This is a genomic window from Microbacterium sp. AC026, assembly GCF_979258475.1.
Genome location: NZ_OZ409857.1, coordinates 2,042,726 through 2,068,065 on the forward strand (window position 1 = coordinate 2,042,726; position 25,340 = coordinate 2,068,065).

The following is a 25,340-nucleotide window of genomic DNA, read 5'->3' on the forward strand; positions in this document are numbered from 1 at the left end:
CCGCCCCCGGCGCTTTCCTCCGGGGTTGTGAACGCGCAGTCGGCGAGACGCGATGAGTCAGGAGCGCGGAGCAGCCGACGAGGCGCCGACCACGAGCTCTGTCGACAGCACGACCTTCTCGATCTCACTCGGGGCGCTGATCTGGCGCCGCACCGACTCGACCGCCTTCTCGCCCAGCGTGCGTTGCTCCTGACGGATGTGGGTGTAACGGAACAGCCGGGTGTCGAACGTCGCATCCGGGTGGTCGAAGCAGACGATCGAGATGTCGGTCGGCACTTCGAGGCCGAGGCGATGGCAGGCTTCGCGGAGCATCAGCGCGATGTTGTACTCGGCCGCGACATATCCGGTGATGTCGGGATGCTGCTCGACGAACTCGACGAGTCGCGCGATGTCCTGCTCGATGGTGTCGTCACTGCCGGGCACGGTCGAGCCGATGGTGCGCAGCTCGGCACTGTTCTCGAGAGGCAGGTGATTCGAGGCGTGCGCGTGGATGTAGCCGTTGCGCCGATCGTCGCTCGACGAGACGTGGCTGGTCGAGCTCACGAAGCCGATGGTCTTGTGTCCGAGTTCGAGCAGGTGCTCGGTCGCGGCGCGACCGCCGGCGAGGTTGTCGGAGCACACGGCCGAGACCGGGATGCCATCGAACAGCCGATCGAGGATGACGACGGGGAACTTCTTCGCGACCAGTTCGAGAGCGGCCGGAGGAATGTACTCCGACGAGCTGGGGAGCAGGATCAGGCCCTCGACTCCGGCGCCGACGAGCGCGCGGATGCAGGCGTCCTCCTCGGTGAGGTCGCCTCCTGAACGCTTGAACACGACGTGCGTGTCGGCGCCGGTGGCTGCCAGGATGCCCTCGATCACCTTGTTGCCGAAGGTGTCGTCGAAGCTCGTGATGACGCAGCCGATGAGCGACGGGATGCGGTCCGATTCGGTCTGCGCGCGGGCGGATGTCAGAGGTGTGGGCGCAGTCGGCTTTGCGCTCGTGACGACCGTGCCGATGCGGGGACGGCGCATGATCATGCCGTCGCCGCGCAGCAGTTCGAGGGCTCGCTTCACAGTGATCGGGCTCACCTCGAACCGACTCGAGAGCTCGGCCTCGGAGGGCAGTCGATCACCGACCGCGTACTCCCCCTGCGAGATGGACTCACGCAACGCTTCGTACACCCGCTTGTAGAGCACGCTGGTCCATTCGTGTCAGTCAATAGTTATATTTAATTTACAGGCTGTACGGGGCGAATGTCCCTCACTTCGTCCAGCGCGGACCTCGGAGACGCCGGACCGATGGCCCAGCGCACGGCAAAATCCTCGTCTCGTCGTGGGAACCGGTGCGGGTAGGAGGGCGCTTGCGACGGCGCGAGCGCCCTGCGGGGTCAGTTCCGCACCGCAAACCGACATCTCGCATGCGGACCTGACCACTCACCCGCCAGGAGATGCGGAACTGACCCCGCACCCGCCGTCACGAGGCGACGAACGACGCGTCACCGAGTGCGAACGGCATCCCCCATCGCCGCGAAGGCCTCTCGCAGGACCGGCCGAGGTGTCGCGAACACGATCCGCACGAAGTTCTCGTATCCCCGTCCGAGCAGCGCGCCCTCGGTCAGCACGACGCCGGCCTCCTCGCGGAAGTACGCGGCCGGCGGGCCGGGGATCTCGAGCGCCGTCGTGTCGATCCATCCGATGTAGGTCGCCTCGGGCTCGCGATACACCGCGCCGGGCAGGTGCTCCGCGATGAGGTCGCCGACAAGGCGGCGTGATTCCGAGAGATACCCGAGCACGCCGTCGAGCCACGGCTTACCCTCCCGATATGCCGCCGTCGACGCCACGACACCGAGCGTCGCGGCACCGTGCTGCACCGAGAACCCGAAGCGGCGGTACAGCTCCTGGTCGGCGTCGTTCGAGGTGATCAGTTGCGCGGTCTTGAGGCCGGGGATGTTCCACGCCTTCGACGCGCTGGTGCCGGTGACGGTGTGGGCGGCGGTCGCCTCAGACACCGACGCATAGGGGATGAACGGTCTCCCGTCGAAGCGCAGCGGCGCGTGGATCTCGTCCGCGAACACCCGCCCGCCGTGGCGTTCGACGATCTCCGCGAGCGCCTCGAGCTCGGAGCGGTCCACGACGGTGCCGGTCGGGTTGTGCGGGTTGCAGAGCACGAGCGTGCGGGCACCGGCGGCGAATGCCTCGTCGATGCGCTGCAGGTCGTGGTGCCAGCGCCCGTCGATGTCGACACCGGGGATCTCGATCACCGGATGCCCGACGGTCGGCAGATATGTCAGGAACGGCATATATGCCGGAGTCGGCACGATCACGGGCGATCCGGCGGGGGCATACTCTTCGACCGCAACCCTCAGGGCCGCCATCACGTCGGAGACCGGATGCACGCGTTCCGGATCGACGGCCCATCCGTATTCGCTGCGCATCCATTCGGACGTCGCGTCGCCGAGTCGGGCGGCGAGCGGCGGCGACAGGTATCCGAGGTTCTCCTCGTCGATCGCGTGGTGCATGGCGTCGGCGATCACCGGCGCGACGCCGAAGTCCATCTCCGCCACCCATGCGCCGATGTGGCCGGGGTGCAGGCTCCACTTGCGGCTTTCGGGCCGGTCGAGGTCGAACCTCGTGCGGGAATCGAACGGATGCGGGTCAGTGGGCGCGCGGTGGTCGGTCATGGCAGGCGTTCCTCAGCCCGCGAGCCAACATCGAACGGCACCGGCGCGGCGGGTCTGGATCTCGGACACGCGTACTCCTTCTCAGCGGGAGCTTCCACCCTAAGGAAGCGACGGATCGGTCGCGAGTCGCATGACGGCGGGTGACGATGAGGCTGCAGGGCGAGCCGGCTCCGGACCCCGACTCAGGCGTTGAGGAAGGCCACAGCCGCTCGCACCAGTGCCGCGTTGTCGGGTGCCGTCCGTCCATCGGGCAGCTGCAGGGTGTCTTCGAGGCCGATGCGCGAATCGAGGCCGAGCTCGACGGCCAGGGTGAAGGCCGGCCAGGCGGACCGCTGCTCGCCGTGCAGCAGGATCGGAATCTCCGGGTCGTCGAGGCGCACGTGCGCGATCAGCCCCTCGGCGTGCCGCCGCACGACATCCGCCGCCTCGTCAGGCAGCTCGACCAGCACCCGCAGCGTGTCGTCGTGAACGGGCGAGCGCTGCCAGGCGTCGAGTCCGGTGGCATCCCAGATGCCCGCCTCCACGCGGATACCGCGGCTCACGAGCAGCGCCGCGACCTCGTCAGCACCGGCTTCGTGCCAGTTCACCGAAGCGAAGTCGGGCACGACGCTCCATTCGCGGATCGCCGCGAGGCGCTCCCCGACATCGGGCTCGATCCATGCACCGGTCGTCACCCCGACCTGCACGCCAGGGCACGCCGAGCGCAGTGCTCTCACCCACCGGTCGACATCGGCGGCACGCAGACTGTCGTCGCCCGCGGCATCCTTCGGGTGCACGTGGATCTCGCGGGCACCCGCCGCGACGGCACGCGCGGCGTCGGCGCCGGCGAGGGTCGTGTCGGCGGTGAGGGCAGGATGCTGCGCCGCGGGTCGCGCACCGTTGAGGCACGCCTGCAACAGCATCCGCCCGTGTCTGTCGTTGCCGGTCACCGGCCCTCAGTTCATGAGATCGCGCGGGTGCCAGTCGTAGAGGTTGCCCGTGCCCGACGGCCCCTCTTCGACACGCACGGTGTGCTTGACCTGACGTGCCGTCGCGGCACCCCGACCGACTCGAACCGCCTCGGCCTCGGTCTCGAAGCTGGACCCCAGAGTGCGGGATTCGCCCTCGATGCGGTTGAACCAGATCCCGTCTCGCTGGAACGTCTCGATGTCACCTGCGGCCATGCCACATCCTTTCGATCTGACTCTTTTCTACCCGAGGCCGCCGACGCTCGAGGAGGGCCTTGACAGCCTCCGCGCACGCGCTCGCCCGGCGCGAGAGCACGCGAATCATCGACCGCATCCACTTCTTCGTCCATACGTCAACCCCGATGACGCACTCCCGTCAGCCGTGGTTATGTCGAACGATGCATGACCCGGGTGCATCTGCAAGGAGCAAGTGATGACGCTGGAAGTGATGTCGCCGACGGCGGCACTGCTCGACGGACGGTACGTACTGCACGACCGCGTCGGACGAGGCGGCATGGCGACCGTGTACCGCGCCGAGGACACCCACCTCGGACGCATCGTCGCGATCAAGATGATCCACGAGAGCGACGGTCCGGTCGCCTCGATCGAGCGCGCGCATACCGAGAAGGCGCTGCTCGCCTCGCTGAGCCACCCGTCGCTCGTGACGCTGTACGACGCGCAGCTCGTGCCCGGTCGACCGCAGTACCTGGTGATGGAGTTCGTCGACGGGCCCACCCTCGCCGCGCGCATGGCCGAAAGCCCGATGACGCCGCGCGACGTGGCCCGCATCGTCCGCGATCTCGCCGAGGGACTCACCGCCGTGCACGCGGCCGGGATCGTGCATCGCGACATCAAACCGTCGAACGTGCTGCTCGCGCACGCCCGGTCCGGCCGCCCGGTCGCGGCGAAACTCGCGGACTTCGGCATCGCCTGCTCCATCGAGGACACCCGCCTCACGACGCCGGGGATCGTGCTCGGCACACTCACTTATATGGCACCGGAGCAGCTGCGCGACGCCGACCCCGGAACCCCGGTCGACATCTTCTCGCTCGGACTCGTCGCTCTCGAGGCGCTCAGCGGATACCCCGGCTACCCCTCCCTCGCTTCCGGACGCGCGGCTGCAGTCGCTCGCCTGCTCAACCCGCCGACCATCTCCGACACGGTTCCCGACGAATGGCGCGACCTCCTCACCCGCATGACACGCCTCGAGCCGGAGGAACGCCCGACCGCCGTCGAGGTGGCGCGCGCCGCCCGGGCTCTGCTGCGCGACTACGCCGCGAACAGCAACGGCACCGCCGTCGCCGCGGCGGCTGCGGCCATCGTCGCATCGGCCGGCACGGAGCCGGCGGTCGACGCGACACCGGGGGCGGCGGGCGCGGAATCGGATGCCGTCGCCGCCGCGCCAGACGCGGGCGCCGGAATCCAGCCGGCGCGTCCCGCATCCGCTGCCTCATCGGCGAGCGTCGACGCGGAGTCGTCGGCCCTCGACGCTGATTCCGCGCCGACCGGAGCGACCGCTGTGATCCCCGCGACCGAGGTCGCGGATCCCGCACCCCGCTTGCGGACCCGCGACCGCACCCGCCCCGGCACACGCACCCGCACCCGCGTGATCGCCGGCGCCGCCGGGCTTCTCGCCGCCGGAGCGATCGTCACCGGCATCGCGGCGTTCAGCGCGCCACCGGCATCCGAGCTGGGACGCACCGCGTCAGGCCTCGTCGCCCGCACGGCATCGACCCCGGCGGAGACTTCGCCCATCGACACCCCCGCAGTGCCCGTCGAGGTGGTCACGGAACCCGTGGACCCGGGCAACAACGGGAACTCGGAGAACTCCGGCAACTCGGGAAACAATGGGAACTCCGGGAACTCCGGGAACTCCGGGAACTCCGGCAAGGGCGACAAGGGCAAGCCGGACAAGGGCTAGGCGCGTCGCGCTCCGCAACTCCGGAAGAACGTGACCGATCGCGCCGAGACCCCCGGTCTCGGCCCGATCGAGCGCACATCTTCCTGAGTCCTGAACGGCGCCCGCCTCAGCCCGCGTAGGCGGCGCGCACGTCGAGCACCCAGGTGACGCCGAATCGGTCGGTCAGCATGCCGAATCCGGGTGACCACGCCGATGCGGCCAGCGGCTCGACGATCGAGGCGCCGTCTGCGAGGGCGTCCCAGTACCCGGTGAGCTCGTCGAGCGAATCGGCGCGCAGCGACTGGAAGAACGTGCGGTCGGTGACGGTCGTCCCGTTCTGCCTCGAGGTGGTTCCCGCGGTGGCGTCAGCGTCGTCGGCGCCGGGGATGTCGTATGCCATCAGCCGGAAGCCGTCGGCGTTCTCGACCTGGCCGAACACGATCTTGTCGGCGCCGGGAACTCCCGCCGGCATGCCGAAATCCGCGTAGGTCGCCCGCGTGACCTCGCCGCCGAAGACGGACTGGTAGAAGTCGAGCGCCTGGCGCGCGGTGCCGCGGAAGTTCAGGTGGGTAGTGGTCGCGATGGACATGGGATCTCCTCGATCTGTGTGGGCGGCGGATGCCGGTGAGACCAACACTCACAGCAGAAGAGGTCAGTTTCGGTCCTCTACTCGGAGCACAATGGAGTCATGACCGGCAGCTCCTCTCGCATGCTCGCCCTGCTGTCCCTGCTGCAGACGGCTCGCGATTGGCCGGGGCAGGTGCTCGCCGACCGCCTCGACGTCACACCCCGCACGGTGCGACGAGACGTCGACCGACTGCGCGAGCTCGGCTACCGCATCAGCGCGATCAAAGGACCGGATGGCGGATACCGCCTCGCCGCCGGTTCCGAGCTGCCGCCGCTGCTCTTCGACGACGAGCAGGCCGTCGCGATCGCCGTCGCGCTGCAGAGCGTGCCGGCCACAGGGATCGACATCGACGAGGGCGCGGCTCGTGCGCTGGCCACCGTGCGCCAGGTGATGCCGTCGCGCCTACGGCACCGGGTCGACGGCATCCGCTTCGCCGGGGTCGAGAACGAGACGCGCGTGGATCCGGCGGTGCTCGAAGCCGTCAGCGGTGCGGTGCGAGACCACCACGTGCTGCGCTTCGATTACGGAGAGAACCATGACCGCCCGGCGCGGCGCACCGAGCCACACGCAGTTGTCGCCCGGGAGGGCCGCTGGTACCTGCTCGCGTGGGACCTCGAGGCCGATGACTGGCGCACCTTCCGACTTGACCGGATGACACCGCGCATCCCGACCGGCCCCGCTTTCACGCCACGCGAGCTGCCCGCCGCCGACGCCCAGACCTACCTCGCAGCTCGGGCGAAGGGATCGGATGCCGCAGACCGCTGGCCGTGCATCGGAGAGCTCGTGCTCGATCTGCCCGCCCGCGAGGTCGCGCACTGGATCGGTCGCGACGGCACCGTCGAGCCGATCGACGACAGCTCGTGCCGCGTGACCGTCGGATCGTGGTCGTGGGTCGGCATCCTCGCGTCGATCGCCCGCTTCGACGCGCCGTTCCGCGTCGTAGCACCGCCCGCGCTGGCGGACGCCGCGACCGCCCTCTCGCGACGCCTGTCCGGCGCGGGCGAGGCCCGCTGACCCGGTCAGGCCTGACCGTATCCGAGACCCCGCACCCCGAGTCGCCGAGTGCTCACAGATCGATCTGCGTACGCCGCGCCGCCCCCGCCCCGCGGTGCGCGGTCACCTCGATCTCGGCCTTGTACTCGCCCGCGAGCGGGCTGCGCGTCATGGTGAGCGCCGGGTCGATGCCGCGGAACGCCTCGCCGAGCACTTCGATCGTCTCGTCCTGATCGGACGCATCCGGAACGAAGACCTGAATCCGGACGACATCGGAGAGCGATGAATCCACGGCGGCGAGCGCCCGCGCGACGGTGGCGATCGCGAGACGCAGCTGCTCTGCCGCCGTGTCCGGCAGGGTCCTCGTCTCGTAATCGATGCCGGCGGTGTTCGAGACGAAGATCCAGTCGCCGATCGCGACGGCCCGCGAGTAGCTTGCGAGGGTCTCGAACTTGCTGCCGCTCTTCACGCTGGTGATTATCAACGGTTCCGTCTTTCGTGTCAGTGGCCCTGGAGGACCGGATAGTCGTCTGCGAGGACAAGATCGTCGGCGCGCGCCTGAGCACGGCGCCGGTGGTGACCGAGCGTGAACAGGGGGTGCTGCAGCGCGCTCGACCCGCTCTCGGCGAGTTGCGCCAGCACTCGCCCGTAGGCGGGCGAGAACTTGAAGCCGTTGCCGGAGAACCCGGCTCCGATGATGGTCCGGCCCGACTCGGAGACGTCGAGGATCGGGACATGATCAGCCGTCGCCGACTCCGGGTGGATGGACGACCGGACCACCTCGGGCAGGATGCCGGGGAACATCCGGGTGGCGATCGCCGTGCATCTCCGCAGTTGCTCACGCGACAGTTCGCGGGGATCTGTGTCGGGGTCCTCGATCGTGTCGATGCGGGTCGTGGGGGCGATCTTGACCGAGTAGCCGTCGAGTGTGGGGACGCCGAAGGCATGATCGCCGTCCAGGTCCCGCATCCAGCATGGGAAGCGGTCCGGGGTGAACTGGCTGATGTCCTCCGGCATGAACCACGTGAGCGGTATGGCGATCGCGCTCACCAGATCGCGCACCTCCGGCACGATCCTCGTCGTCCACGCACCGGTCGTCACGATCACCTTCTGCGCGTGGACGATCCCCTCGGATGTCGAGATCACGACACCGCTCTCGCGCTCATCGATGCCGAGCACCGGAGTGTTGTACAGGATCTCCGCCCCGCGCCTGATCGCGGCCCGCTGCGCGGTCGCCACCGCCAGCTCCGAGCGCAACCCGCCGCCCAGCAGGTCCATGATCCCGATGTCGCCGTCTTCGACGGTGAACTGCGGATACTCCCGGCGAAGCTCTGCGGCGTCGAGGAACCGGTGCGGCAGATCGCCCTCCACGATCGACCGCTGCGTGGACTCGAGGAATGGATGACCCTCCGGCGCGATCGCGAGGACGCCGGTCTTCAGCAGCAGCTGGCGGCCGGTCTCCCGCTCCAGCTCGGTCCACAGCGCCCTGGCCTCGAGAGCAGCGGCCGTGTAGAGCGCGCCCTCCTTGTTCGCCGCACGGAACAGACGCGACTCGCCGGCGAAGGCCGCGTGGCCGTGCGCCGGTCCGTACTGCTCGATGCCCAGCACGGACATCCCCGTCGATCTCGCGAGGTGCCACAGCGCCATCGATCCCATGGAGCCTGCACCCACCACCGCGACGTCGACGGTCCGGATCACCTCTGCCGCACTCATGCGAGAGCCGGCTCGGTCCACAGGTTCAGCTTCTGGCCGATGCCGCGCTCAAGGGCGTTGCGATACACCTTCGTCCCCCACGCGACGTCCTCCACCGGCATCCCGCCGACCGACATGATGACGATCTCGTCGTCGCTCTGCCGACCGGGCCGCTTTCCGGAGACGACATCGCCGATGTCGACGAGCTCGTCACGTGAGAGCTCCCCGGCCTTCACGAGATCCATCCACTTCTGCCCGACCATCGGAATGTACTCGAACGACGGCTTCGGGAACTCCTCGTACCAGGTCTCGTACAACCCGTACGCATCGACGACCTTCGTGATGTCGCTGTCCAGCAGCGAGTCGTCGGTGTTGCACAGGGACGGCATCGCGAAGAACGCCCCCGGCGTGATCCACTCCCGCTGGATCGTGGGGTAGCTCTCCGAGCCGCCGGCACCGGTGCCCGTGGTGCAGAAGCTCACCAGGTCGCTGCCCCGGACGACGTCTTCGATCGAGTCGACGACTTCGATCGTGGTGATCGTCGGGAACTCCTCGCGCACCCACTCCTGGAAGCGCGCGAGGCTCTCCGCCCCTCGCCCCTTGATCTTCAGCGTGTCGATCAGCGGGCACGCATCCATGAAGGCCAGGAGCACCGTACGTGCCATGACGCCGGGCCCGGCGATCCCCGCGACGCGCGAGTCCTTGCGGGCGAAGTGCCGCGCACCGACCCCCGGCACGGCGCCGGTCCGGTACGCCGACAGCAGGTTCGCCGACATGAACGCGAGTGGCGCCCCGGTGTCGGTGTCGTTGAGCGTGAACATGAGGATCGACCGCGGCAGACCCTTCTCGCGGTTGGCGATGTTGGATCCGTACCACTTGACGCCAGTCGTCTGGAAGTCTCCGCCGAGGTACGCCGGCATCGCCATGAACCGTCGATCCTCAGTGGGCACCGGCATGTTCGGGAACGGCGACGCCTCAGGGAACGTCATCATCGCGCCGTGCGAGTCGTTGCTCTCACCGGTCATGCGGTAGTCGCCGGCGGCGAACAGTGCGAACATCTCCTCCATGGTGTCGACGCACTGATGCATATCGGTCACTCCGGCCGCGATCATGTCGGCTTCGGAGAGGTAGAGGAAATCCACGTGGGGCAGGGGCATGACGGTCCTTCTCGTCGAGGGGGTGGGGGAGAGTGTGTCGGTCGCGCTCATGGTGCGCCTCAGCCGGCGATGGCGTCGGTGAGCTTGACGTATGCCGCGGGCCTGCGGGCTCTGAGCCACGCGGCCTGGGCGTACCCGATGAGGGGGAAGACGATCACCAGCCCGAGCAGACTCCAGCTGACCGCGCCGAACACCGGGGCGCCTGTGGCATCCGCATCGCCGACCATGATCGGGAAGTAGACGACGATCATGACCACGGAGAGCACCAGGCCGATGAAACCGAGCACGGGGGCGATCACGGTGTTCCAGATCCTCCGGTCCTTGCGTGTCCTCGCGAAGTAGACGATGACTGCGATCGAGGTGACCGCCATCAGGAGGGCGATCGCCACGGTCGCGACCCCGGCGAACCAGGTGAACACCTGCAGCACCGGGTCGAGCTGCAGAACGGCGAACAGCGCGACGAGGACGATCGCGGTGATGCTCTGCACGAGCGAGGACACGTGCGGAGACATGTGCCGGGGGTGCACGGCGCCCACCCGGTCGGGCAGCACGCCGGCGCCTGACATGGAGTACTGGTAACGGGCGACGACATTGTGGAACGACAGCACGCAGGCGAACATCGCGGTGATGAGGAGGATGTTCGTGATGATCTCGCCGGTGGCGCCGAGGTACGCCGACATCGTGCGGAGGATGAGCGTTCCCGGGTCGGCCGCGGCCTCCTCCAGGATGTTCGAGGGACCCCACGCCATGACGAGGCCCCATGAGGCGAGCGTGTAGAACACGCCGACGCCGATCACGGCCATATAGGTGGCGCGGGGGATCGTGCGGTCGGGATCGCGCGCCTCGCTGCGGAAGACGGCGGTCGCCTCGAACCCGATGAAGGCGGCGATCGCCATCATGAGGCCGACGCCGGGGGAGCCGCTCGCGACGTTCTTCGGCTCGAACGGAGCCAGGCTCAGACCTTCAGGGCCGCCGGAGATCACGACCGCCGCTACGAGAAGGAGGACGATTCCGACCTCGGCGCAGAGCAGGACGCCGAGCACTTTGCTGGACAGATCGATGTGGCGATAGCCGAGGAACCCGACGAGCGCGACGACGGCGATCGAGTACAGCCACCACGGGAGCGTGATGCCGAACCCCTCGAAAGTGAAGCTCAGCACGTAGCCCATGTACCCGTACACGGACACCTGGATCGTCGTATACGTGAGCATCGCGATCCAGGCGGACGCGAGACCGGTCGAGCGTCCGAGGCCGTATCCGACGTAGGTGAAGAACGCCCCGGGGTTGGGGACGTGCTTGGCCATCGCGGAGACGCCGACGGCGAAGAGCACGAGAACGACGGCGCTGATCGCATACAGCGCCGGGAAGCCCGCCCCGTTGCCGAGCAGGATGCCGAGTGGGGCGGACCCGCCGATGACAGTCAGGGGCGAGGCGGCGGCGACCACCATGAAGACGATCGCGGTAGCACCGAGCGATCCCGACAGGACCTTCTTCGGGGAGGTCTCGGTGGCGCTGGGTTGAATCTGGACCATGTGCAAACCCTTCTGAGAGAAGCGGAGTGGAGCGGTTCCCCCACCCTGCCGCGGCAGGATTTCCCACCCGTCTCGCCGGAGTGACGTCTGCGTTCGCCGCGAACGGGACGCCGGAACTCCGGCCGTCTCATTCGGGTGACATCTGCGTGAAACATCGCAGACGCGCTCCGGCAACAGGCCGCTCGTAGCCTCCTCCCATCACGAGACAGGCGGAGGCCCCATGTCTGCACTGGAAGAGGCGATCGAGCGCCCGCAGACCGTGCGCTCGTTCGCCGCCCGCTCGCCGTTGCACGGACTGGACAGACACACCGTGGGTTTCGCCGACATCCTCGCGCAATCGGTCGCGGCCGTCGCCCCAGCCGCCGCCTCGGCGATGGCGGTGCTGCTGGTGGCGGACCTGGCGGGCGGCGCCACCGTGCTCGTGATGGCCCTCGCCATGATCATCACGTTCCTGGTCGCTCGGACGATCAACCAGTTCACTCGTCGGTTCGCCGCCAGCGGCTCCCTGTACACCTACGCGGCGCGCGGACTCGGCGCGGCGGGCGGACTCGCGACCGGTGCAGCGATCCTCGTCGGGTATGCCTTCATCTCGATCTTCGCTCTTCTGGGCGGCGCCCATTATGCGACCATGCTCGTGACCCGACTGTGGCCTCAGCTCGCCGCGACGCCGATCGCCCTGGGCGCTCTCGTCGTCGAAGCAGCGGTGCTCACGATCGTCCTCGTGCGCGGCATCCGCCTCTCATCCCGGGTCGCGCTCGTCGTCGAACTCATCTCCGTCGCGCTGATCCTGTCGCTGATGATCGTGCTCCTCGTGCACATCGGGCCGCTCCAACCGGCGGCGATCTTCTCGGCCGACGGCATCTCCGTGGCCGGCGTCGCCGGCGGTGCCGTTCTCGCGATCACCGCGTTCGTGGGGTTCGAGAGCTCCGCGACGCTCGGCGTCGAGGCCCGCTCGCCGCTGAAGAACATCCCTCGCGCCATCGTGTGGAGCGTCGGCGTCGCCGGAGTGTTCTACCTCATCGCCGCCTACACGCAGATCGCAGGAGCCGCCGCGATCGGGGGACGGCATCGGTCGCGCTCCTCGACGATCTCGCGTCGCGTTTCGGCCTCTCCGCATGGGCCGCCGTGGCGGACGTCGGCATCGCCACCTCGGGTCTGGCCTGCGCGATCGCCTCGACGACCGCCCTCACCCGTATCGTGTTCGCGCTCGCCCGCGACGGCGTCCTCCCCGCCCGACTCGGCCGCACGCACGGGCGCCACCGCACCCCGATCGGCGCGGTCGTCGTCGCGGTCCCGCCGATCGTCCTCGCACCGCTCGTGATCGTCGCGGCCGGCGTGTCACCGTGGGACGCGATGAAGGCCGTCCTGCTGATCTCGGCAGCGGGCTACATCGTCGCCTACGTGCTGGTCTGCATCGCCGCTCCCCTGTTCCTGCGCCGTATCGGGGAGGTCACCGTCGGTTCCATCATCGCCGCCGTCAGCGCGGCGGCGGCGCTTGCGGCATGCCTGACGGTCTATCTCGTCGCGGAGGCGGCCGCGGGAAACCCCGGGGTCTGGTTCGCCCTCGGCTTCGCCCTGATCGCCGCGGTACTGATCCGGTGGCGACGGCGCTCGCCTCTCGGCGAGGTCGGGCGCTACGACGAGCCGGTCGCCGCCCACGTTCTCGGCGGCGTGGCCCGCACCGGCGGCGGCAGCGCACACGGGGGCGAACCGGGGGACGCCGACGGATGACGGCTGGCGACGCGGTATCGATCACGGCCCGACAGCCCGCCGCCATCCACAGCGCGCTGTCGATGCTGGAGGCCGTCGCTGCGATGGGTGCCGGCGTCACAGCGCGGCAGCTGGCCGACCGGCTCGGGATGCCGCGTGCGACCACCTATCGCCTGCTCAACCTGCTGGTGCAGGACGAGTACCTCGTCCGGACGCCGGATCTCACCGGATTCGCCCTGGGCACAAAGGTGGCGCTGCTGGCCGGCAGCATCGGCGTCGAGCGCATCCCGCGCGCCGCACGGGACGTCCTCGAGCGCACCAGGGCGAGCGCGAGGGCGGCATCCACCTCGTGCTCTATCGTCACGACCGGGTCGTCGTCGCCGATGAGGACCCCGACTTCCCCTCTCGAATCGGCAGGGCCTGCAGCAGGAGCCCACCCGCTACGCCCTCGGCCTGCTGCCCCTGGTCGTGCGCGGGGAGACCGTCGCCGGCGACCTGGTCTCCGAACTCCGCTCGCAGGGGGTGATCCGCGCCCGCGACGGTCAGCGTGGCTGCCTGGTCGCGCCGATCACCGATGCCTCCGGCACGCTCGCCGGAGCGCTCTCCTACTCGGGCCCGCGCCGGCAGATCGACAGCTCCGACTCGATCGCGCTCTCCCTCATCGCGGCCGCACGGGAGCTCGGGCCGCTCCTGACGTAGACCCCGCTGTCCGCCCGGGCCGATGGCCACGGCATCCCCCGGTAGACTGGCCATGCCCCGCCGGCCCCTCATCTAGGAGTGCGCGTGACCACCGCCCCTGCACCTGCCCACAAGCACGTCCCCGACTCCGTCGAGAACGCCACCGCGACTCCGGAGAAGGAGCAGCCGTACGCAGCGCTGGGCCTCAAGGACGACGAGTACGCCCGCATCAAGGAGATCCTGGGCCGCCGCCCGACCTCCGGCGAGCTGGCGATGTACTCGGTCATGTGGTCGGAGCACTGCTCGTACAAGTCGTCGAAGAACTACCTGCGCCGCTTCGGCCAGAAGGTCTCCGACGAGATGAAGGAACGCCTCATGGTGGGCATGGGCCAGAACGCGGGCGTCATCGACGTCGGCGAGGGCTGGGCCGTCACCTTCAAGGCCGAGAGCCACAACCACCCCAGCTTCATCGAGCCGTTCCAGGGCGCCGCGACCGGCGTCGGCGGCATCGTCCGCGACATCATCTCGATGGGCGCACGTCCGGTCGCGGTCATGGACGCCCTCCGCTTCGGCGCGATCGACCACCCCGACACCGCTCGCGTCGTGCACGGCGTGACCAGCGGCATCAGCTTCTACGGCAACTGCCTGGGTCTGCCGAACATCGGGGGCGAGACGGTCTTCGACTCCGTCTACCAGGCCAACCCGCTCGTCAACGCGCTCGCGGTCGGCGTGCTCCGCCACGAGGACCTCAAGCTCGCCAATGCGACCGGCGTCGGCAACAAGGTCGTGCTGTTCGGCGCCCGCACGGGTGGCGACGGCATCGGCGGTGCCAGCATCCTGGCATCCGACTCGTTCGACAGCACCGGACCCACCAAGCGCCCCGCGGTGCAGGTGGGCGACCCGTTCGCCGAGAAGGTGCTCATCGAGTGCTGCCTCGAGCTGTACCGTGACGAGCTGGTCGAGGCGATCCAGGACCTCGGTGCTGCCGGCATCTCGTGCGCGACCAGCGAGCTCGCGGCCAACGGCAACAGCGGCATGAAGGTCTCACTCGACAACGTGCTGCTGCGCGACCCGTCGCTCACGGCCGAGGAGATCCTCATGTCGGAGTCGCAGGAGCGCATGATGGCGATCGTCGCTCCCGAGAAGCTCGACGCGTTCCTCGCCGTCGTTCAGAAGTGGGACGTCGAGACGTCGGTCCTCGGTGAGGTCACCGGCGACGGCCGCCTCATCATCGACTGGCAGGGCGAGCGCATCGTCGACGTCGACCCCTCGACCGTCGCGGTCGACGGCCCGGTCTACGACCGCCCGGTCGCGTACCCCACGTGGATCGACGCACTGCAGGCGGATGCCGCTGAGAACCTTCCGCGGTCGAACGACCCCGAGGTGCTTCGCGAGCAGTTCCTCGACCTGGTCGCCTCGCCGAACCTCGCCGATACCCGCTGGATCACCAACCAGTACGACTACTACGTGCTCGGCAACACGGCCCTGTCGTTCCCCGATGACGCCGGCATGATCCGCGTCGACGAGGAGTCGGGACTCGGCTTCGCGATCTCGACCGACGCCAACGGACGCTACTGCCAGCTCGACCCGTACGCCGGTGCGCAGCTCGCACTCGCCGAGGCGTATCGCAACGTCGCCGTCACGGGTGCCGTTCCCACCGCGATCACCGACTGCCTGAACTTCGGCTCTCCCGAGAATCCCGAGGTCATGTGGCAGTTCGGGCAGACCGTCGACGGTCTCGCCGACGGATGCTACGAACTCGGCACCCCGGTCACCGGCGGCAACGTCTCGTTCTACAACCAGACCGGCGACGTGCCGATCCACCCGACCCCGCTCGTCGGCGTGCTCGGCATCATCGACGACGTCTCGCGCCGCATCCCCTCGGGATGGCAGGACGAGGGTCAGAACATCTACCTGCTCGGCACGACCTCGACCGAGCTCTCGGGTTCGGCGTGGGCCGAGACCGTGCACCAGCACCTCGGCGGACTGCCCCCGAAGGTCGACCTCGCGGGCGAGAAGCGCCTCGCGGGTCTGCTCGGAGCCGCCCGTGACGAGTGGCTGATCTCGTCGGCGCACGACGTGTCGGAGGGTGGCCTCGCGCAGGCCCTCGCCGAGGGCGTCTCGCGCTTCGGCGTCGGCGCACGCGTCTGGCTGAACGAGATCATCGAGCGCGACGGTGTGGATGCGGCATCCGCCCTCTTCTCGGAGTCGACGGGCCGCGTCATCGTGACCGTTCCGCGTGAAGACGACGTCAAGTTCCGCGGACTCTGCGAAGGCCGCGACTACCCGGTGATGCGCATCGGCGTGACCGACTCCGAGGGCGACAAGCTCGAGGTGCAGGACGTCTTCACCGTGCCGATCGCCGAGATCCGCGAGCGTTCGCAGGCCACCCTGCCCGCCGCCTTCGGCCCCACGGTCACCGAGCCGGTCAGCGCATGAGCGGCGACGGTCTGAGCGAGGACTACGGCGATCTCGGCGAGAAGCGCAATCGCCGTATGCGCATCGTCGCCTGGACCGTCATCATCGCCCTCATCCTGGGTGGCGGCGGCGCGACAGTCATCACGCTGATCCTGGGCTGAATCGAGTTCTTCTCGGGTCTCTTTCCGACGCTGGTTCGGGGTGCCCGGCGGCACTCCGGCGAACCCGGCCCTGTGGCTGCGTGTCGGCGACCGGGTCCGAACCTGCGCCCGGCCGGCCTCGCGGCATCCACTTCTGCACCGGCATCCGTCATCCGGGTTTCTTCACAGTCCCCGGAACTCGGCCTCGCAATGTAGGTACCCCCGCGAAGGATCCGAGGCATCACAGATCCATTGGGGGATGCCATGACCGAAGCCAAGCTCGACCTGATCGCCAAACTGCTCGCCAAGGCCGAGAGCACGACGCCCGAAGAGGCCGAGGCTCTGACCGAGCATGCCGAGCGCCTGATCGTGAAGTACGGGATCGAGCAGGCGCAGATCGACGAAAGACGGGGACTCCTGGGGCAGACGCGCGAGCAGATCGTCACCGAGAGGATGCTGTTCCGCGGCGTCTACGCGAAGGACCTTCGTGAGATCGGCATCGGCGTGGCCTACGGGCTGGGTGCGGTGCGCCCGATCCTGGCGGAGTACCCGCCGATCGCCGGCCTGCTGCTGGTCGGGCACTCGTCGGATGTGACGCAGGTGCAGACGCTGACCGCCAGTCTGCAGGTGCAGGCCACGGTCGCGATGCGTGCGTGGTGGATCGCGCATCGCGATCTGTATGCCGGCCATCGCGAAGGGGTGAGACGTCGAGCGCGCAGCGGCTTCCTCCGGGGGTTCGCCGCGGGTGCCATGAACCGGATCGAGGAGAGTCGCCGCGCTGCGGTCGAACAGAGCGGCTCGGGGACCGAGCTCGTTCTCACCTCGCGCCGGAGCCGAGTGGACGAGGCGGTCGACGAGATGGCGACGACACACGCCCGGCGACGCCGCGGCGCGGATCCCGGCTCCTTCGCGCACGGCCACCGTTCGGGCATGGAGGCTCAGACCGGCGGCGACAGAGCGGTCTCGGCGCGATGACCACGCACGCGCCCGCTGCTGCTATCGCGAGAAGAGGAAGCGCGTCAGCCGAACGATCGCGTCGGTGTCGTGCTCGTCTCGAACGAGGGACTCGACGATGATCGCCCCGAGGATCGCCCGTCCCAGCTGCTCGACCGGTGCGTCCGGGGCGAGCTGCCCGTCGCGGATGCCGCCGCGGATGCGCTCGGCGAGGTACTTCTCGACGCCGAGGCTCTCACCGAGGTGCGCGCCGACTCCGGCGTCCTCGGTGGCGGCCGCCACGAGCGAGCGGAGAAGTGCCCCTCCCTCCGGCGCTTCGAGGATGGACAGCACGCTGCGCAGCCAGGTCTCGACATCGTCGGCGAGGTCTCCCGTGTCGGGAACCACGAAGTCGACGGGGATCAGGCGGCCCTCGGCGAGGCATTCGCCGATGAGGGCTCCGCGCGACGGCCACCACCGATAGATGGTCTGCTTGCCGACGCCGGCCTCTTTCGCGATTCCCTCGATCGTGAGACGGTCGTACCCCTGGTTATGGAAGAGGCGTGCGGTGGCGTCGAGGATCGCTTCGCGGGCAGCCGTGCTGCGCACGGGTCCGCTCCGATGCTCGTTCACCACACGTTCAGGATAACCACAGAACACTAGACGAGACGCCCCGTATGATCTATTCGTCTGAAGGAGATCGTTTTGGCTTCACTGCTGTTCCGCCTGGGTTCGTTCGCTGCACGCAAGGCGTGGACGGTGATCGTCTCGTGGGTCATCATCCTCGGCCTGGGTGTCGGCGCGTTCCTCACGCTCGGCGGCACGCTGAGCAACAGCTTCGACATCCCCGGCACCGCCTCCGGCGCTGTGACCGACCAGCTCGCCGAGAAGCTGCCCGACACCGCCGGCGGCACGGGCACGGTGGTCTATCAGACGACCGACGGCTCGGCTTTCACGGAGCAGCAGAAGCAGGAGATCTCCGCGCTCGCGAAGAGCGCCGAAGACCTCGACGGCGTGGCATCCGTGATCGACCCGTTCGACGCACAGCAGCAGCAGGCCGTGCAGGCGCAGGATCTCGCCGACGGCAAGGACCAGATCGAGGGTGGCCGGGCGCAGCTCGACGCCGGTCAGGCGCAGCTCGATGAGGGTCGCACGCAGCTCGAGGCCGGTCTCGACCAGCTGACCACGGCTCGGTCGCAGGCAGAAGCGGGCGGCGCTCCGGCCCAGCAGCTCGCAGCACTGGATGCGCAGATCGAGGCTCTGAACGCGCAGGCAGCCCAGCTCGATGCGCAGCAGAAGACCATCGACGACTCGCGCGCCGAACTCGATGCGAACGCCGAGAAGGTCGACCTCGGTTCCACGCTCCTCGACCTCACGAACGGCATCGGCGTCGTCTCGGAGGATGGCTCGACGGCCATCGTCAACGTCTCGTTCGAAGACCCCCGTCTCGAACTCTCCGAAGAGGTCAAGCAGGGCACGATCGAGCACTTCGAGTCCTCGCCGATCGAGGGCATCGAGGTCGACTTCGGCACCGACATCGCGCAGGGCGTGCCCGAGATCTTCGGCGTCGGCGAAGCGATCGGACTCGCATTCGCCGCAGTCGTGCTGATCGTCATGCTCGGCACACTCATCGGCGCAGCACTGCCGATCGTGACGGCCGTCGTCGGCGTGGGCGTCGGCGTGACCGCATCTCTCGCCTTCTCGGGCGTCGTCGACATGGCATCCGTCACCCCCGTGCTCGGCGTCATGCTCGGTCTCGCCGTCGGCATCGACTACTCGCTCTTCATCGTGAACCGGCACCGCAAGCAGCTGCTCAACGGTGTTCCGGTTCGCGAATCCATCGGCCTCGCCACCGGCACCTCGGGAACGGCCGTGGTGTTCGCCGGCACCACGGTGATCGTCGCGCTGCTGGCCCTCAACGTCACCGGCGTTCCGTTCCTCGGACTCATGGGCACGGTCGGCGCGGTCTGCGTCGGCGTCGCCGTGCTCGTCGCCATCACGCTCGCCCCCGCGATCCTCGGCCTCGTCGGAACACGACTGCTCAGCGGCAAGGCTCGCTCCACGATCGGCCAGCCGCACGCCGCGGGCAAGCCCGTGAAGCGGATGTCCACGCTCCGCGCGATCGTCACCGTGCTAGTCAGCGTGATCGCACTGCTGATCGTCGCGATCCCGTCGATGTCGATGCGCCTCGGACTGCCCGACGGCGCGAGCGAACCGTCGGATTCGACCAGCTACCGCGCCTTCCACATCGTCGACGAGCAGTTCGGCGAAGGGGCGAACGGTCCGCTGCTCGTCACAGCCACCCTCGACGACGCGGTGAGCGACGACGACCTGCTCGCCACGCAGGTCGAGATCGCCCAGAAGATCGCCGACCAGGACGACGTCGTGGGTGTCGCCCCGATCGCGAACTCCGACGACAACACTCTGCTCGCGTTCCAGGTGCTCCCCGCCGAAGGCCCGAACAGCGCATCGACCGAGAAGCTCGTGCAGGACATCCGCGCGCTGCCGCAGCTCGACGGCGGCATCACCCTCGGCGTCGCCGGGCAGGCCGCGACCAACATCGACATCTCTGAGGCACTGGCCGCCGTCCTGCCGCTCTACCTCGTGGTCGTGGTCGGGCTCTCGCTGCTCATCATGATCGTCGTGTTCCGCTCGCTGCTCGTGCCGATCATCGCCACCGGTGGCTTCGTGCTCTCGCTGTTCGCGACCTACGGCCTGATCGTCGCCGTGTTCCAGTGGGGCTGGGGCGCCGACCTCATCGGCCTGGACAGCCCGGGGCCCATCCTCAGCTTCCTGCCCGTGATCCTCGTCGGCATCCTGTTCGGGTTGGCGATGGACTACCAGCTCTTCCTCGCCTCGGGGATGCGCGAGGCGTACGTGCACGGAGCCTCGGCACGGGATGCCGTCGCGCAGGGCTTCCGGGCCGGACGTTCGGTCGTCGTCGCCGCGGCACTCATCATGGTGTCGGTCTTCGGCGGATTCATCTTCTCGGAGTCGACCATCATCCGCTCGATCGGCTTCGGCCTGGCGTTCGGTGTGCTGCTCGACGCCTTCGTCGTCCGGATGCTGCTCATGCCGGCGCTCATGCACCTGCTCGGCCGGTCGGCCTGGTGGCTGCCGCGGTGGCTCGACCGCATCCTTCCGAACGTCGACATGGAGGGCGCAGCGCTCGAGCGCGAGCACCCGGGCGTCAGGACCGACACGGTTCAGGTCGTGGCGAGCTCGGAGACGCCTGAGGCGCGCTGACGTCGCGGCGGTGACTGTCGCTCGGATTGCCGCTCGGCGTCCCTGCGAAGGAGATCTCGCACAACGAAGGAGCCCATCCGAGGAATGCTCCTTCGATGCGTGAGATCTCCTTCCGCGCCTGAGATCCCTTCGGTATGTGAGATCCCTTCGGTGCGTGAGATCTCCTTCCGCGCCTGAGATCCCTTCGGCGCGTGAGATCTCCTTCCGCGCCTGAGATCCCTTCGGCGCGTGAGATCTCCTTCCGCTGACGTCGCGGCGGTGACAGCCGCGCGGCGTCCCTGGGAAGGAGCTCTCGCACAACGAAGGAGCCCATCCGCGGAATGCTCCTTCGGTGCGTGAGATCTCCTTCGGCGCGTGAGATCCCCTGAGGGCGATGCTCCCGCCATTCGTGACGCAGCCCGCCGTCTGCATCACCTCACCCGGATGCCCGGGTGGGTCCCCGGGACGCGTGGGTCAGGCGACCATCCCGCGCCAGATCGTCTCGACCGCAGCCCGCAGGCGAGCGGCCACCGCAGGGTCGTCCATCCGGTCGCCGCGCACGACGATCTGGTAGTACGCGGTGCCGGCTATCGCATCGAAGCACGCCTCGACATCGAGGTCGGCCCGCAGCTCGCCACGGGAGATCCCCGCGCGCAACGCGTTCAGGAGCGGCACTCGCCGCCGCGACACGTGCGACTGCCAGTACGCCTTCTGCAGTGCGCGATCCGACATGACGAGTCGGATGCGCTGCCGGAATCGTTCCTCCGCATAGCCGGATGCCGCGACAGACAGCGCCACCCCGGTGTCACCGAGCCCGAACCCGTCGAACAGCGCCTCGCGCAGGTCGACATGGTCCGGGTATTCGGGCGGAATGGTGCGTCCGACGTCGAGCGCCGCCGCGATCAGCGTCGTGAGCGACGGCCACCGCCGATACAGGGCAGCGCGACTGACTCCGCTCCGCGCGACGACGCGACTGACCGTGACGTCCTCGCCCGCATCGATGATCTCGAGCGTCGCGGCGACGATCTGCCCGTCCATGTCCTCATCGCGCGGACGGCCGGGGCGGCGGCGGACGGCAGCCCCGGCATCCGACGCGCCCGCAGACTTCGAGCCCACAGACTTCGCGCCCGCAGACTCCGAGCCCGCAGTTCCGACGGCGACCGGAGCGGCACCGACAGCGTCACCCGCGCTCGCGACGCGAGCCTCCAGCTCCACGGTCGTCACGCGGCGAGCGCCCGCTCACGGAGCCGCGCGACAGTCGCATCCGACAGTCCCGCCGCTCGCAGCGGAGCGAGTGCATCGCCGTGCTGCGCGCGGAGGGTGTCGAGCAGGGTGCGCATCGACACCTCCATCGAACCCTCCAGCAGCGACGACGTCGCACCGGCGGCATCTGCGTCGAAGCCGAGCGCCTTCCACATCGCGCCCATCACGGGTGCGGTGCGCTGCATGATCGCGACCATGTTGCCGCCGGTGAGGGCGTAGTCGGCGACGATGTCATCATCAGCCGCGCCGAGGGCGAGCAGCAGCATCGCCGCCACGACTCCGGTGCGGTCGCGCCCGGCCGCGCAGTGGAACGCCGCGGTTCCCGGCGTGTAGGCGATCACGTTCAGCGCGGTGACGAGCTGGGGTGCGGCGACCTCGACCATGCGCAGGTACATCCGGCCCATGGCGTCGTGGCTGAGCTCGGGAGCGTCGCGGTTCATCGACTCCCCGACATCCGCGATCAGCGGCAGGTGGTGGTACGCGACCGGGTAGTCGGCGAGCGGACCCCGCCCCGTGACCGAGACCTCGAGCGGCGAGCGCAGGTCGATGATCGCGGTGAGCCCTGCGGCTACGAGCTGCGACGCGATCTCGGTCGTGACGTAGGCGAGGTCATCCGTGCGGATCGCGAGACCATCCCGCAGTACTCCCCCTCGATCGGGATGCCGCCGAGGTCGCGCAGGTTCACGGGGGCGCTGAGCACCAGGTCGATGTCGGCGATGGTCATGTGATTCTCCTTCGGATGAGGGCGCTGCCCTGGTCGATCGCCGTGACGAGCACGATGATGCAGATGATGATGGCGCTGAGGTGGCCGTAGTCGTACATGCGCATGGCGGTGGTCAGCTCGAGGCCGATGCCACCGGCGCCGACGAGGCCGAGGATGGTCGCGCCGCGCACGTTGCCCTCGAACAGCAGCAGCGTGTAGGACGTGAGCAGCGGTGCGCTCTGCGGCAGGATGCCGTACTGGATGACCTGACGCTTCGAGGCACCGACCGCCTCCATGGCGACGACGGGTCCGCGGTCGACCTGCTCCATGGCCTCGGCGAAGATCTTGCCGATCGACCCGATCGAGCCGAGGGTCATGGCCAGGATGCCGGCGAACGGACCGAGTCCGACAGCCGAGACGAACATGAGCGCGAACACCAGGTCGGGCACCGAGCGGATGATGTTCATGACCCAGCGCGTCGGGTAGTAGACCCACTTCGGCGCGATGTTCGACGATGCCCCGAAGGCGACGAGCAGCGACAGCACGGCTCCGAGCACGGTGCCGACCACCGCCATCTGGAAGGTCTCGAGCAGCAGCGCGAGGATCGTGCCGATCTTCGAGAAGTCCGGCGGGAACAGGCGCGACAGGAACTCGCCCATGTTGACCGCGCCGTCGCCCAGCTTGATGAAGTTGAACTCGGCGCCGTTGAACGACCAGATCAGCAGCAGGGCGGCGATCGGCAGCCCGAGCAGGAACCTCGCGCGCGGCACCCGGAACGCCCGCTCGAGCCGCGAGCGCTCGGCAGGGTCGAGGGTCGGCCTCGAGATCGAGCGGTCGGTCGTGCCGGCGGCGGGGCCGGCTGAGCCTGCCGACCCTGCCGTGGAGCGGGGGTCAGTGGTGAGCGTCATCGTCGTGCTCCTCGTCGTCGTAGAGCGGCGCAAGGGCCGCGTCATCCAGCTGCGAAGTGGCGCCGGCGACCAGCATCCGTCCGTGCCGCAGGCCGATGATGCGGTCGCTGTGCGCGAGGGCCAGCGGCAGCACGTGCAGGCTGACGAGCACGGGGATGCCGTCTTCGGTGGCGATCTCGCGCAGCAGACCGAGAACGGAGTCGGCGAGCTTCGGGTCGAGCGACGCGACCGGTTCGTCGGCGAGGATCACCTTCGGCTGCTGCATGAGAGCGCGGGCGATCGCGACGCGCTGCTGCTGTCCGCCCGACAGCGAGCGAGCAGGCTCGTTGGCCTTGTGCGCGATGCCGACGCGATCGAGCAGCTCGAGTGCGCGGCGACGGTGCGCGCTCGAGAAGCCGCCGACCAGATTGATAGAGCCCGCGCCGTGCAGGGCTCCGGCCAGCACGTTCGTCATGACGCTCAGACGCGGGATGAGGTTGAACTGCTGGAACACCTGGCCGACATCCGACCGCAGGGTGCGCAGCTCGCCGCGCGCGAGATTGGTGACGTCGTGGCCGGCGACCCGCGCCGACCCTGCCGAGATCGGCGCAAAGCCCGTGAGACTGCGCATCAGGGTGGACTTGCCCGACCCCGAGGCGCCCAGCAGCGCGACCATCTCGCCCGGGAACAGGTCGAGATCGACGCCGTCGAGCACGGTGGTGGTGTCATACGCGACGCTGAGGTCGCGCACCGTGACGAGCGGCAGGGCCTGGCGCAGCTCGGCGGTCGGGGTGCGGAGCTCTTCCGCCGTCGGCGATCCCAGACCATCGGATGCCGTCTCGGCGCGTCGGGCGGCGACATGCCGATCGGCGGACGCACCGCGCGCGTTCTCCAGTGAAGCGACGACGGGTGCGGGACTCGTCACTTGAGGTCCTTGAGTTCGACACCGGCGACCGCGGCGATCTCGGCGAACGAGGCGAACGACGCCCCGTCGGGGTCGACGGTCTGCTCGGCGGCGGCGAAGGCGCCGTACGCTCCGAGGCGCTCGGCGTTCTCGGGCGAGAAGACCTCGGCGATGCCCTCCTGGATGACCTTGCGGGTCCCGGCGTCGAGCGACTGACGTCCGAGCACAGCACCCTGGATGTCCATCGCCGGGCTCTCACCCACCGCACGCCACTCCCCGTCGGCGAACGGGAACATCGGCGCGCCAAGCTCGGTCAGCATGACGGCGGTGCAGGCGGCATCCACCTGTCCCTGCTCGAGCGCGGCGAAGCTGCCTTCGTGTCCGCCGGCGAAGATCGCCTCGTAGTCGGTGCCCTGCTCGAGACCCGCCTCATGCAGCATGTACACCGGCATGAAGTAGCCCGAGCTCGACGCCTGGTCGGCGAAGGCGACGGTCTTACCCTCGAGGTCCTCGACGGTCTGGATCGGCGAGTCGTTCAGCACCACACAGGTCGAGACGGGCTTGCCGTCGCCCTGGAAGGCGACGAGCGCGTCGACCTCGCCCGTGTTCACGGCGAGCGCCGAGGGGAAGCCGCTCATGATGCCGATGTCGACGTGGTCGGCGCGGATCGCCTCGACGACGCTGAGGTAGTCGGGAACATCGGTGATCTCGACGTCGCGGCCGGTGGCGTCTTCGAGCAGCTCGGCGAAGACCTCGACGGGGTTCTCGGCTGTGGGGTCGTCACCGACCGGGATCGTCGCGATCGTGAGAGGAGCGTTCGGGTCGGCGGGGGCCGCTTCGGCGGACGGGCTCTGGCAGCCGGTCAGGGCGAGGGCGGCGACGCCGAGGAGGCCGACGGCGGGCAGGGTGAGGCGGCGCATGATGACCTTTCGGGAGGAGGCGTTCCCGAATTCCGAGAACATGGGTA

Annotated in this window: 24 protein-coding genes and 2 pseudogenes; 10 read left to right on the forward strand and 16 right to left on the reverse strand. The window is 68.9% G+C overall.

From position 1 onward, the window contains the following. Positions 1-57: 57 nt before the first annotated feature. The 4 genes from ACZZ93_RS10105 to ACZZ93_RS10120 all read right to left on the reverse strand — a co-directional run bounded on the left by ACZZ93_RS10105 (position 58) and on the right by ACZZ93_RS10120 (position 3,826). The gene (locus ACZZ93_RS10105; RefSeq protein WP_295104279.1) at positions 58-1,179 is read right to left on the reverse strand and encodes a GntR family transcriptional regulator; all 1,122 of its coding nucleotides are present in this window, start codon (positions 1,177-1,179) and stop codon (positions 58-60) included. Between the two features lie 299 nt (positions 1,180-1,478). Continuing rightward, complete coding sequence (locus ACZZ93_RS10110; protein WP_463511016.1) at positions 1,479-2,663, reverse strand: MalY/PatB family protein; 1,185 nt, start codon at positions 2,661-2,663, stop codon at positions 1,479-1,481. 182 nt (positions 2,664-2,845) lie between these two features. After that, complete coding sequence (locus ACZZ93_RS10115; protein WP_463511017.1) at positions 2,846-3,592, reverse strand: 3-keto-5-aminohexanoate cleavage protein; 747 nt, start codon at positions 3,590-3,592, stop codon at positions 2,846-2,848. A 6-nt stretch (positions 3,593-3,598) separates the two neighbouring features. Continuing rightward, a complete protein-coding gene (locus tag ACZZ93_RS10120) occupies positions 3,599-3,826 on the reverse strand; it encodes a DUF2188 domain-containing protein (RefSeq protein WP_053098394.1) in 228 nt (75 codons plus the stop codon). 217 nt (positions 3,827-4,043) lie between these two features. On the opposite strand from ACZZ93_RS10120, the gene ACZZ93_RS10125 reads away from it, so the two are divergent. Further along, on the forward strand, positions 4,044-5,531 hold the full coding sequence (locus ACZZ93_RS10125) for a serine/threonine-protein kinase (RefSeq protein ID WP_463511018.1): 1,488 nt from the start codon (positions 4,044-4,046) through the stop codon (positions 5,529-5,531). A 106-nt stretch (positions 5,532-5,637) separates the two neighbouring features. Here ACZZ93_RS10125 and ACZZ93_RS10130 read toward each other — a convergent pair whose 3' ends face one another. Next, complete coding sequence (locus tag ACZZ93_RS10130) at positions 5,638-6,099, reverse strand: VOC family protein (RefSeq protein WP_394194983.1); 462 nt, start codon at positions 6,097-6,099, stop codon at positions 5,638-5,640. Between the two features lie 99 nt (positions 6,100-6,198). Between ACZZ93_RS10130 and ACZZ93_RS10135 the strand changes: the two genes are divergently transcribed. Next, positions 6,199-7,152, forward strand: coding sequence for a helix-turn-helix transcriptional regulator (locus tag ACZZ93_RS10135; protein ID WP_463511019.1), 954 nt, complete (start codon positions 6,199-6,201; stop codon positions 7,150-7,152). Positions 7,153-7,204: 52 nt separating this feature from the next. Here the strand turns inward: ACZZ93_RS10135 and ACZZ93_RS10140 are convergent, their stop codons facing one another. From ACZZ93_RS10140 to ACZZ93_RS10155, 4 genes are read right to left on the reverse strand one after another with little or no spacing between them, the layout of a single operon-like run. Continuing rightward, positions 7,205-7,600 carry a RidA family protein gene (locus tag ACZZ93_RS10140; RefSeq protein ID WP_230101071.1) on the reverse strand — a complete coding sequence of 132 codons (396 nt, stop codon included), beginning with the start codon at positions 7,598-7,600 and terminating at the stop codon, positions 7,205-7,207. A 32-nt stretch (positions 7,601-7,632) separates the two neighbouring features. Beyond that, the gene (solA, locus tag ACZZ93_RS10145) at positions 7,633-8,844 is read right to left on the reverse strand and encodes an N-methyl-L-tryptophan oxidase (protein ID WP_463511020.1); all 1,212 of its coding nucleotides are present in this window, start codon (positions 8,842-8,844) and stop codon (positions 7,633-7,635) included. Then, positions 8,841-10,031 (reverse strand): tyramine oxidase subunit B, encoded by a 1,191-nt coding sequence (locus ACZZ93_RS10150; protein WP_463511021.1) that lies wholly within the window; start codon positions 10,029-10,031, stop codon positions 8,841-8,843. The genes solA and ACZZ93_RS10150 overlap by 4 nt, the downstream gene beginning before the upstream one ends. 8 nt (positions 10,032-10,039) lie before the next feature. Beyond that, entirely contained in the window at positions 10,040-11,512 is a 1,473-nt protein-coding gene (locus tag ACZZ93_RS10155; protein WP_463511022.1) for an APC family permease, read from the reverse strand. A gap of 436 nt (positions 11,513-11,948) precedes the next feature. Between ACZZ93_RS10155 and ACZZ93_RS10160 the strand changes: the two are divergent. The 7 genes and pseudogenes from ACZZ93_RS10160 to ACZZ93_RS10190 all read left to right on the forward strand — a co-directional run. Beyond that, positions 11,949-12,488, forward strand: a pseudogene (locus tag ACZZ93_RS10160) (APC family permease); the annotation flags it as partial. Positions 12,489-12,637: 149 nt separating this feature from the next. Continuing rightward, positions 12,638-13,243: an amino acid permease gene (locus tag ACZZ93_RS10165; protein WP_463511023.1), complete on the forward strand. Its 606-nt coding sequence runs from the start codon at positions 12,638-12,640 to the stop codon at positions 13,241-13,243. Positions 13,244-13,326: 83 nt separating this feature from the next. Further along, positions 13,327-13,383, forward strand: a pseudogene (locus ACZZ93_RS10170) (hypothetical protein); the annotation flags it as partial. 307 nt (positions 13,384-13,690) lie between these two features. Next, positions 13,691-13,921: a hypothetical protein gene (locus ACZZ93_RS10175; RefSeq protein ID WP_463511024.1), complete on the forward strand. Its 231-nt coding sequence runs from the start codon at positions 13,691-13,693 to the stop codon at positions 13,919-13,921. An 84-nt stretch (positions 13,922-14,005) separates the two neighbouring features. Continuing rightward, positions 14,006-16,339 carry a phosphoribosylformylglycinamidine synthase subunit PurL gene (gene purL, locus ACZZ93_RS10180; RefSeq protein ID WP_053098386.1) on the forward strand — a complete coding sequence of 778 codons (2,334 nt, stop codon included), beginning with the start codon at positions 14,006-14,008 and terminating at the stop codon, positions 16,337-16,339. Beyond that, positions 16,336-16,479 carry a hypothetical protein gene (locus ACZZ93_RS10185; RefSeq protein ID WP_171821968.1) on the forward strand — a complete coding sequence of 48 codons (144 nt, stop codon included), beginning with the start codon at positions 16,336-16,338 and terminating at the stop codon, positions 16,477-16,479. Before purL ends, ACZZ93_RS10185 begins: the two co-directional genes overlap by 4 nt. A 243-nt stretch (positions 16,480-16,722) precedes the next feature. Then, the gene (locus ACZZ93_RS10190) at positions 16,723-17,433 is read left to right on the forward strand and encodes a DUF2786 domain-containing protein (protein ID WP_463511025.1); all 711 of its coding nucleotides are present in this window, start codon (positions 16,723-16,725) and stop codon (positions 17,431-17,433) included. Between the two features lie 21 nt (positions 17,434-17,454). On the opposite strand, the gene ACZZ93_RS10195 is transcribed toward ACZZ93_RS10190, so the two are convergent. Next, a complete protein-coding gene (locus tag ACZZ93_RS10195) occupies positions 17,455-18,000 on the reverse strand; it encodes a TetR/AcrR family transcriptional regulator (protein ID WP_463511026.1) in 546 nt (181 codons plus the stop codon). A 96-nt stretch (positions 18,001-18,096) separates the two neighbouring features. Between ACZZ93_RS10195 and ACZZ93_RS10200 the strand changes: the two genes are divergently transcribed. Beyond that, positions 18,097-20,637 carry an MMPL family transporter gene (locus tag ACZZ93_RS10200; RefSeq protein ID WP_463511027.1) on the forward strand — a complete coding sequence of 847 codons (2,541 nt, stop codon included), beginning with the start codon at positions 18,097-18,099 and terminating at the stop codon, positions 20,635-20,637. A 453-nt stretch (positions 20,638-21,090) separates the two neighbouring features. Here ACZZ93_RS10200 and ACZZ93_RS10205 read toward each other — a convergent pair whose 3' ends face one another. The 6 genes from ACZZ93_RS10205 to phnD are packed head-to-tail and all read right to left on the reverse strand — an operon-like array spanning position 21,091 to position 25,335. Beyond that, entirely contained in the window at positions 21,091-21,840 is a 750-nt protein-coding gene (locus tag ACZZ93_RS10205) for a TetR/AcrR family transcriptional regulator (RefSeq protein ID WP_463511028.1), read from the reverse strand. Beyond that, positions 21,837-22,520: a tyrosine-protein phosphatase gene (locus ACZZ93_RS10210; protein WP_463511735.1), complete on the reverse strand. Its 684-nt coding sequence runs from the start codon at positions 22,518-22,520 to the stop codon at positions 21,837-21,839. Before ACZZ93_RS10210 ends, ACZZ93_RS10205 begins: the two co-directional genes overlap by 4 nt. Further along, positions 22,448-22,603, reverse strand: coding sequence for a hypothetical protein (locus ACZZ93_RS10215; RefSeq protein ID WP_463511029.1), 156 nt, complete (start codon positions 22,601-22,603; stop codon positions 22,448-22,450). The genes ACZZ93_RS10210 and ACZZ93_RS10215 overlap by 73 nt, the downstream gene beginning before the upstream one ends. Beyond that, positions 22,600-23,490, reverse strand: a complete 891-nt coding sequence (gene phnE, locus ACZZ93_RS10220; protein ID WP_072590474.1) for a phosphonate ABC transporter, permease protein PhnE — start codon at positions 23,488-23,490, stop codon at positions 22,600-22,602. Before phnE ends, ACZZ93_RS10215 begins: the two co-directional genes overlap by 4 nt. Then, positions 23,474-24,394 (reverse strand): phosphonate ABC transporter ATP-binding protein, encoded by a 921-nt coding sequence (locus tag ACZZ93_RS10225; protein WP_463511030.1) that lies wholly within the window; start codon positions 24,392-24,394, stop codon positions 23,474-23,476. The genes phnE and ACZZ93_RS10225 overlap by 17 nt, the downstream gene beginning before the upstream one ends. After that, positions 24,391-25,335, reverse strand: coding sequence for a phosphate/phosphite/phosphonate ABC transporter substrate-binding protein (gene phnD / locus ACZZ93_RS10230; RefSeq protein WP_463511031.1), 945 nt, complete (start codon positions 25,333-25,335; stop codon positions 24,391-24,393). Before phnD ends, ACZZ93_RS10225 begins: the two co-directional genes overlap by 4 nt. Between the last annotated feature and the right edge of the window lie 5 nt (positions 25,336-25,340).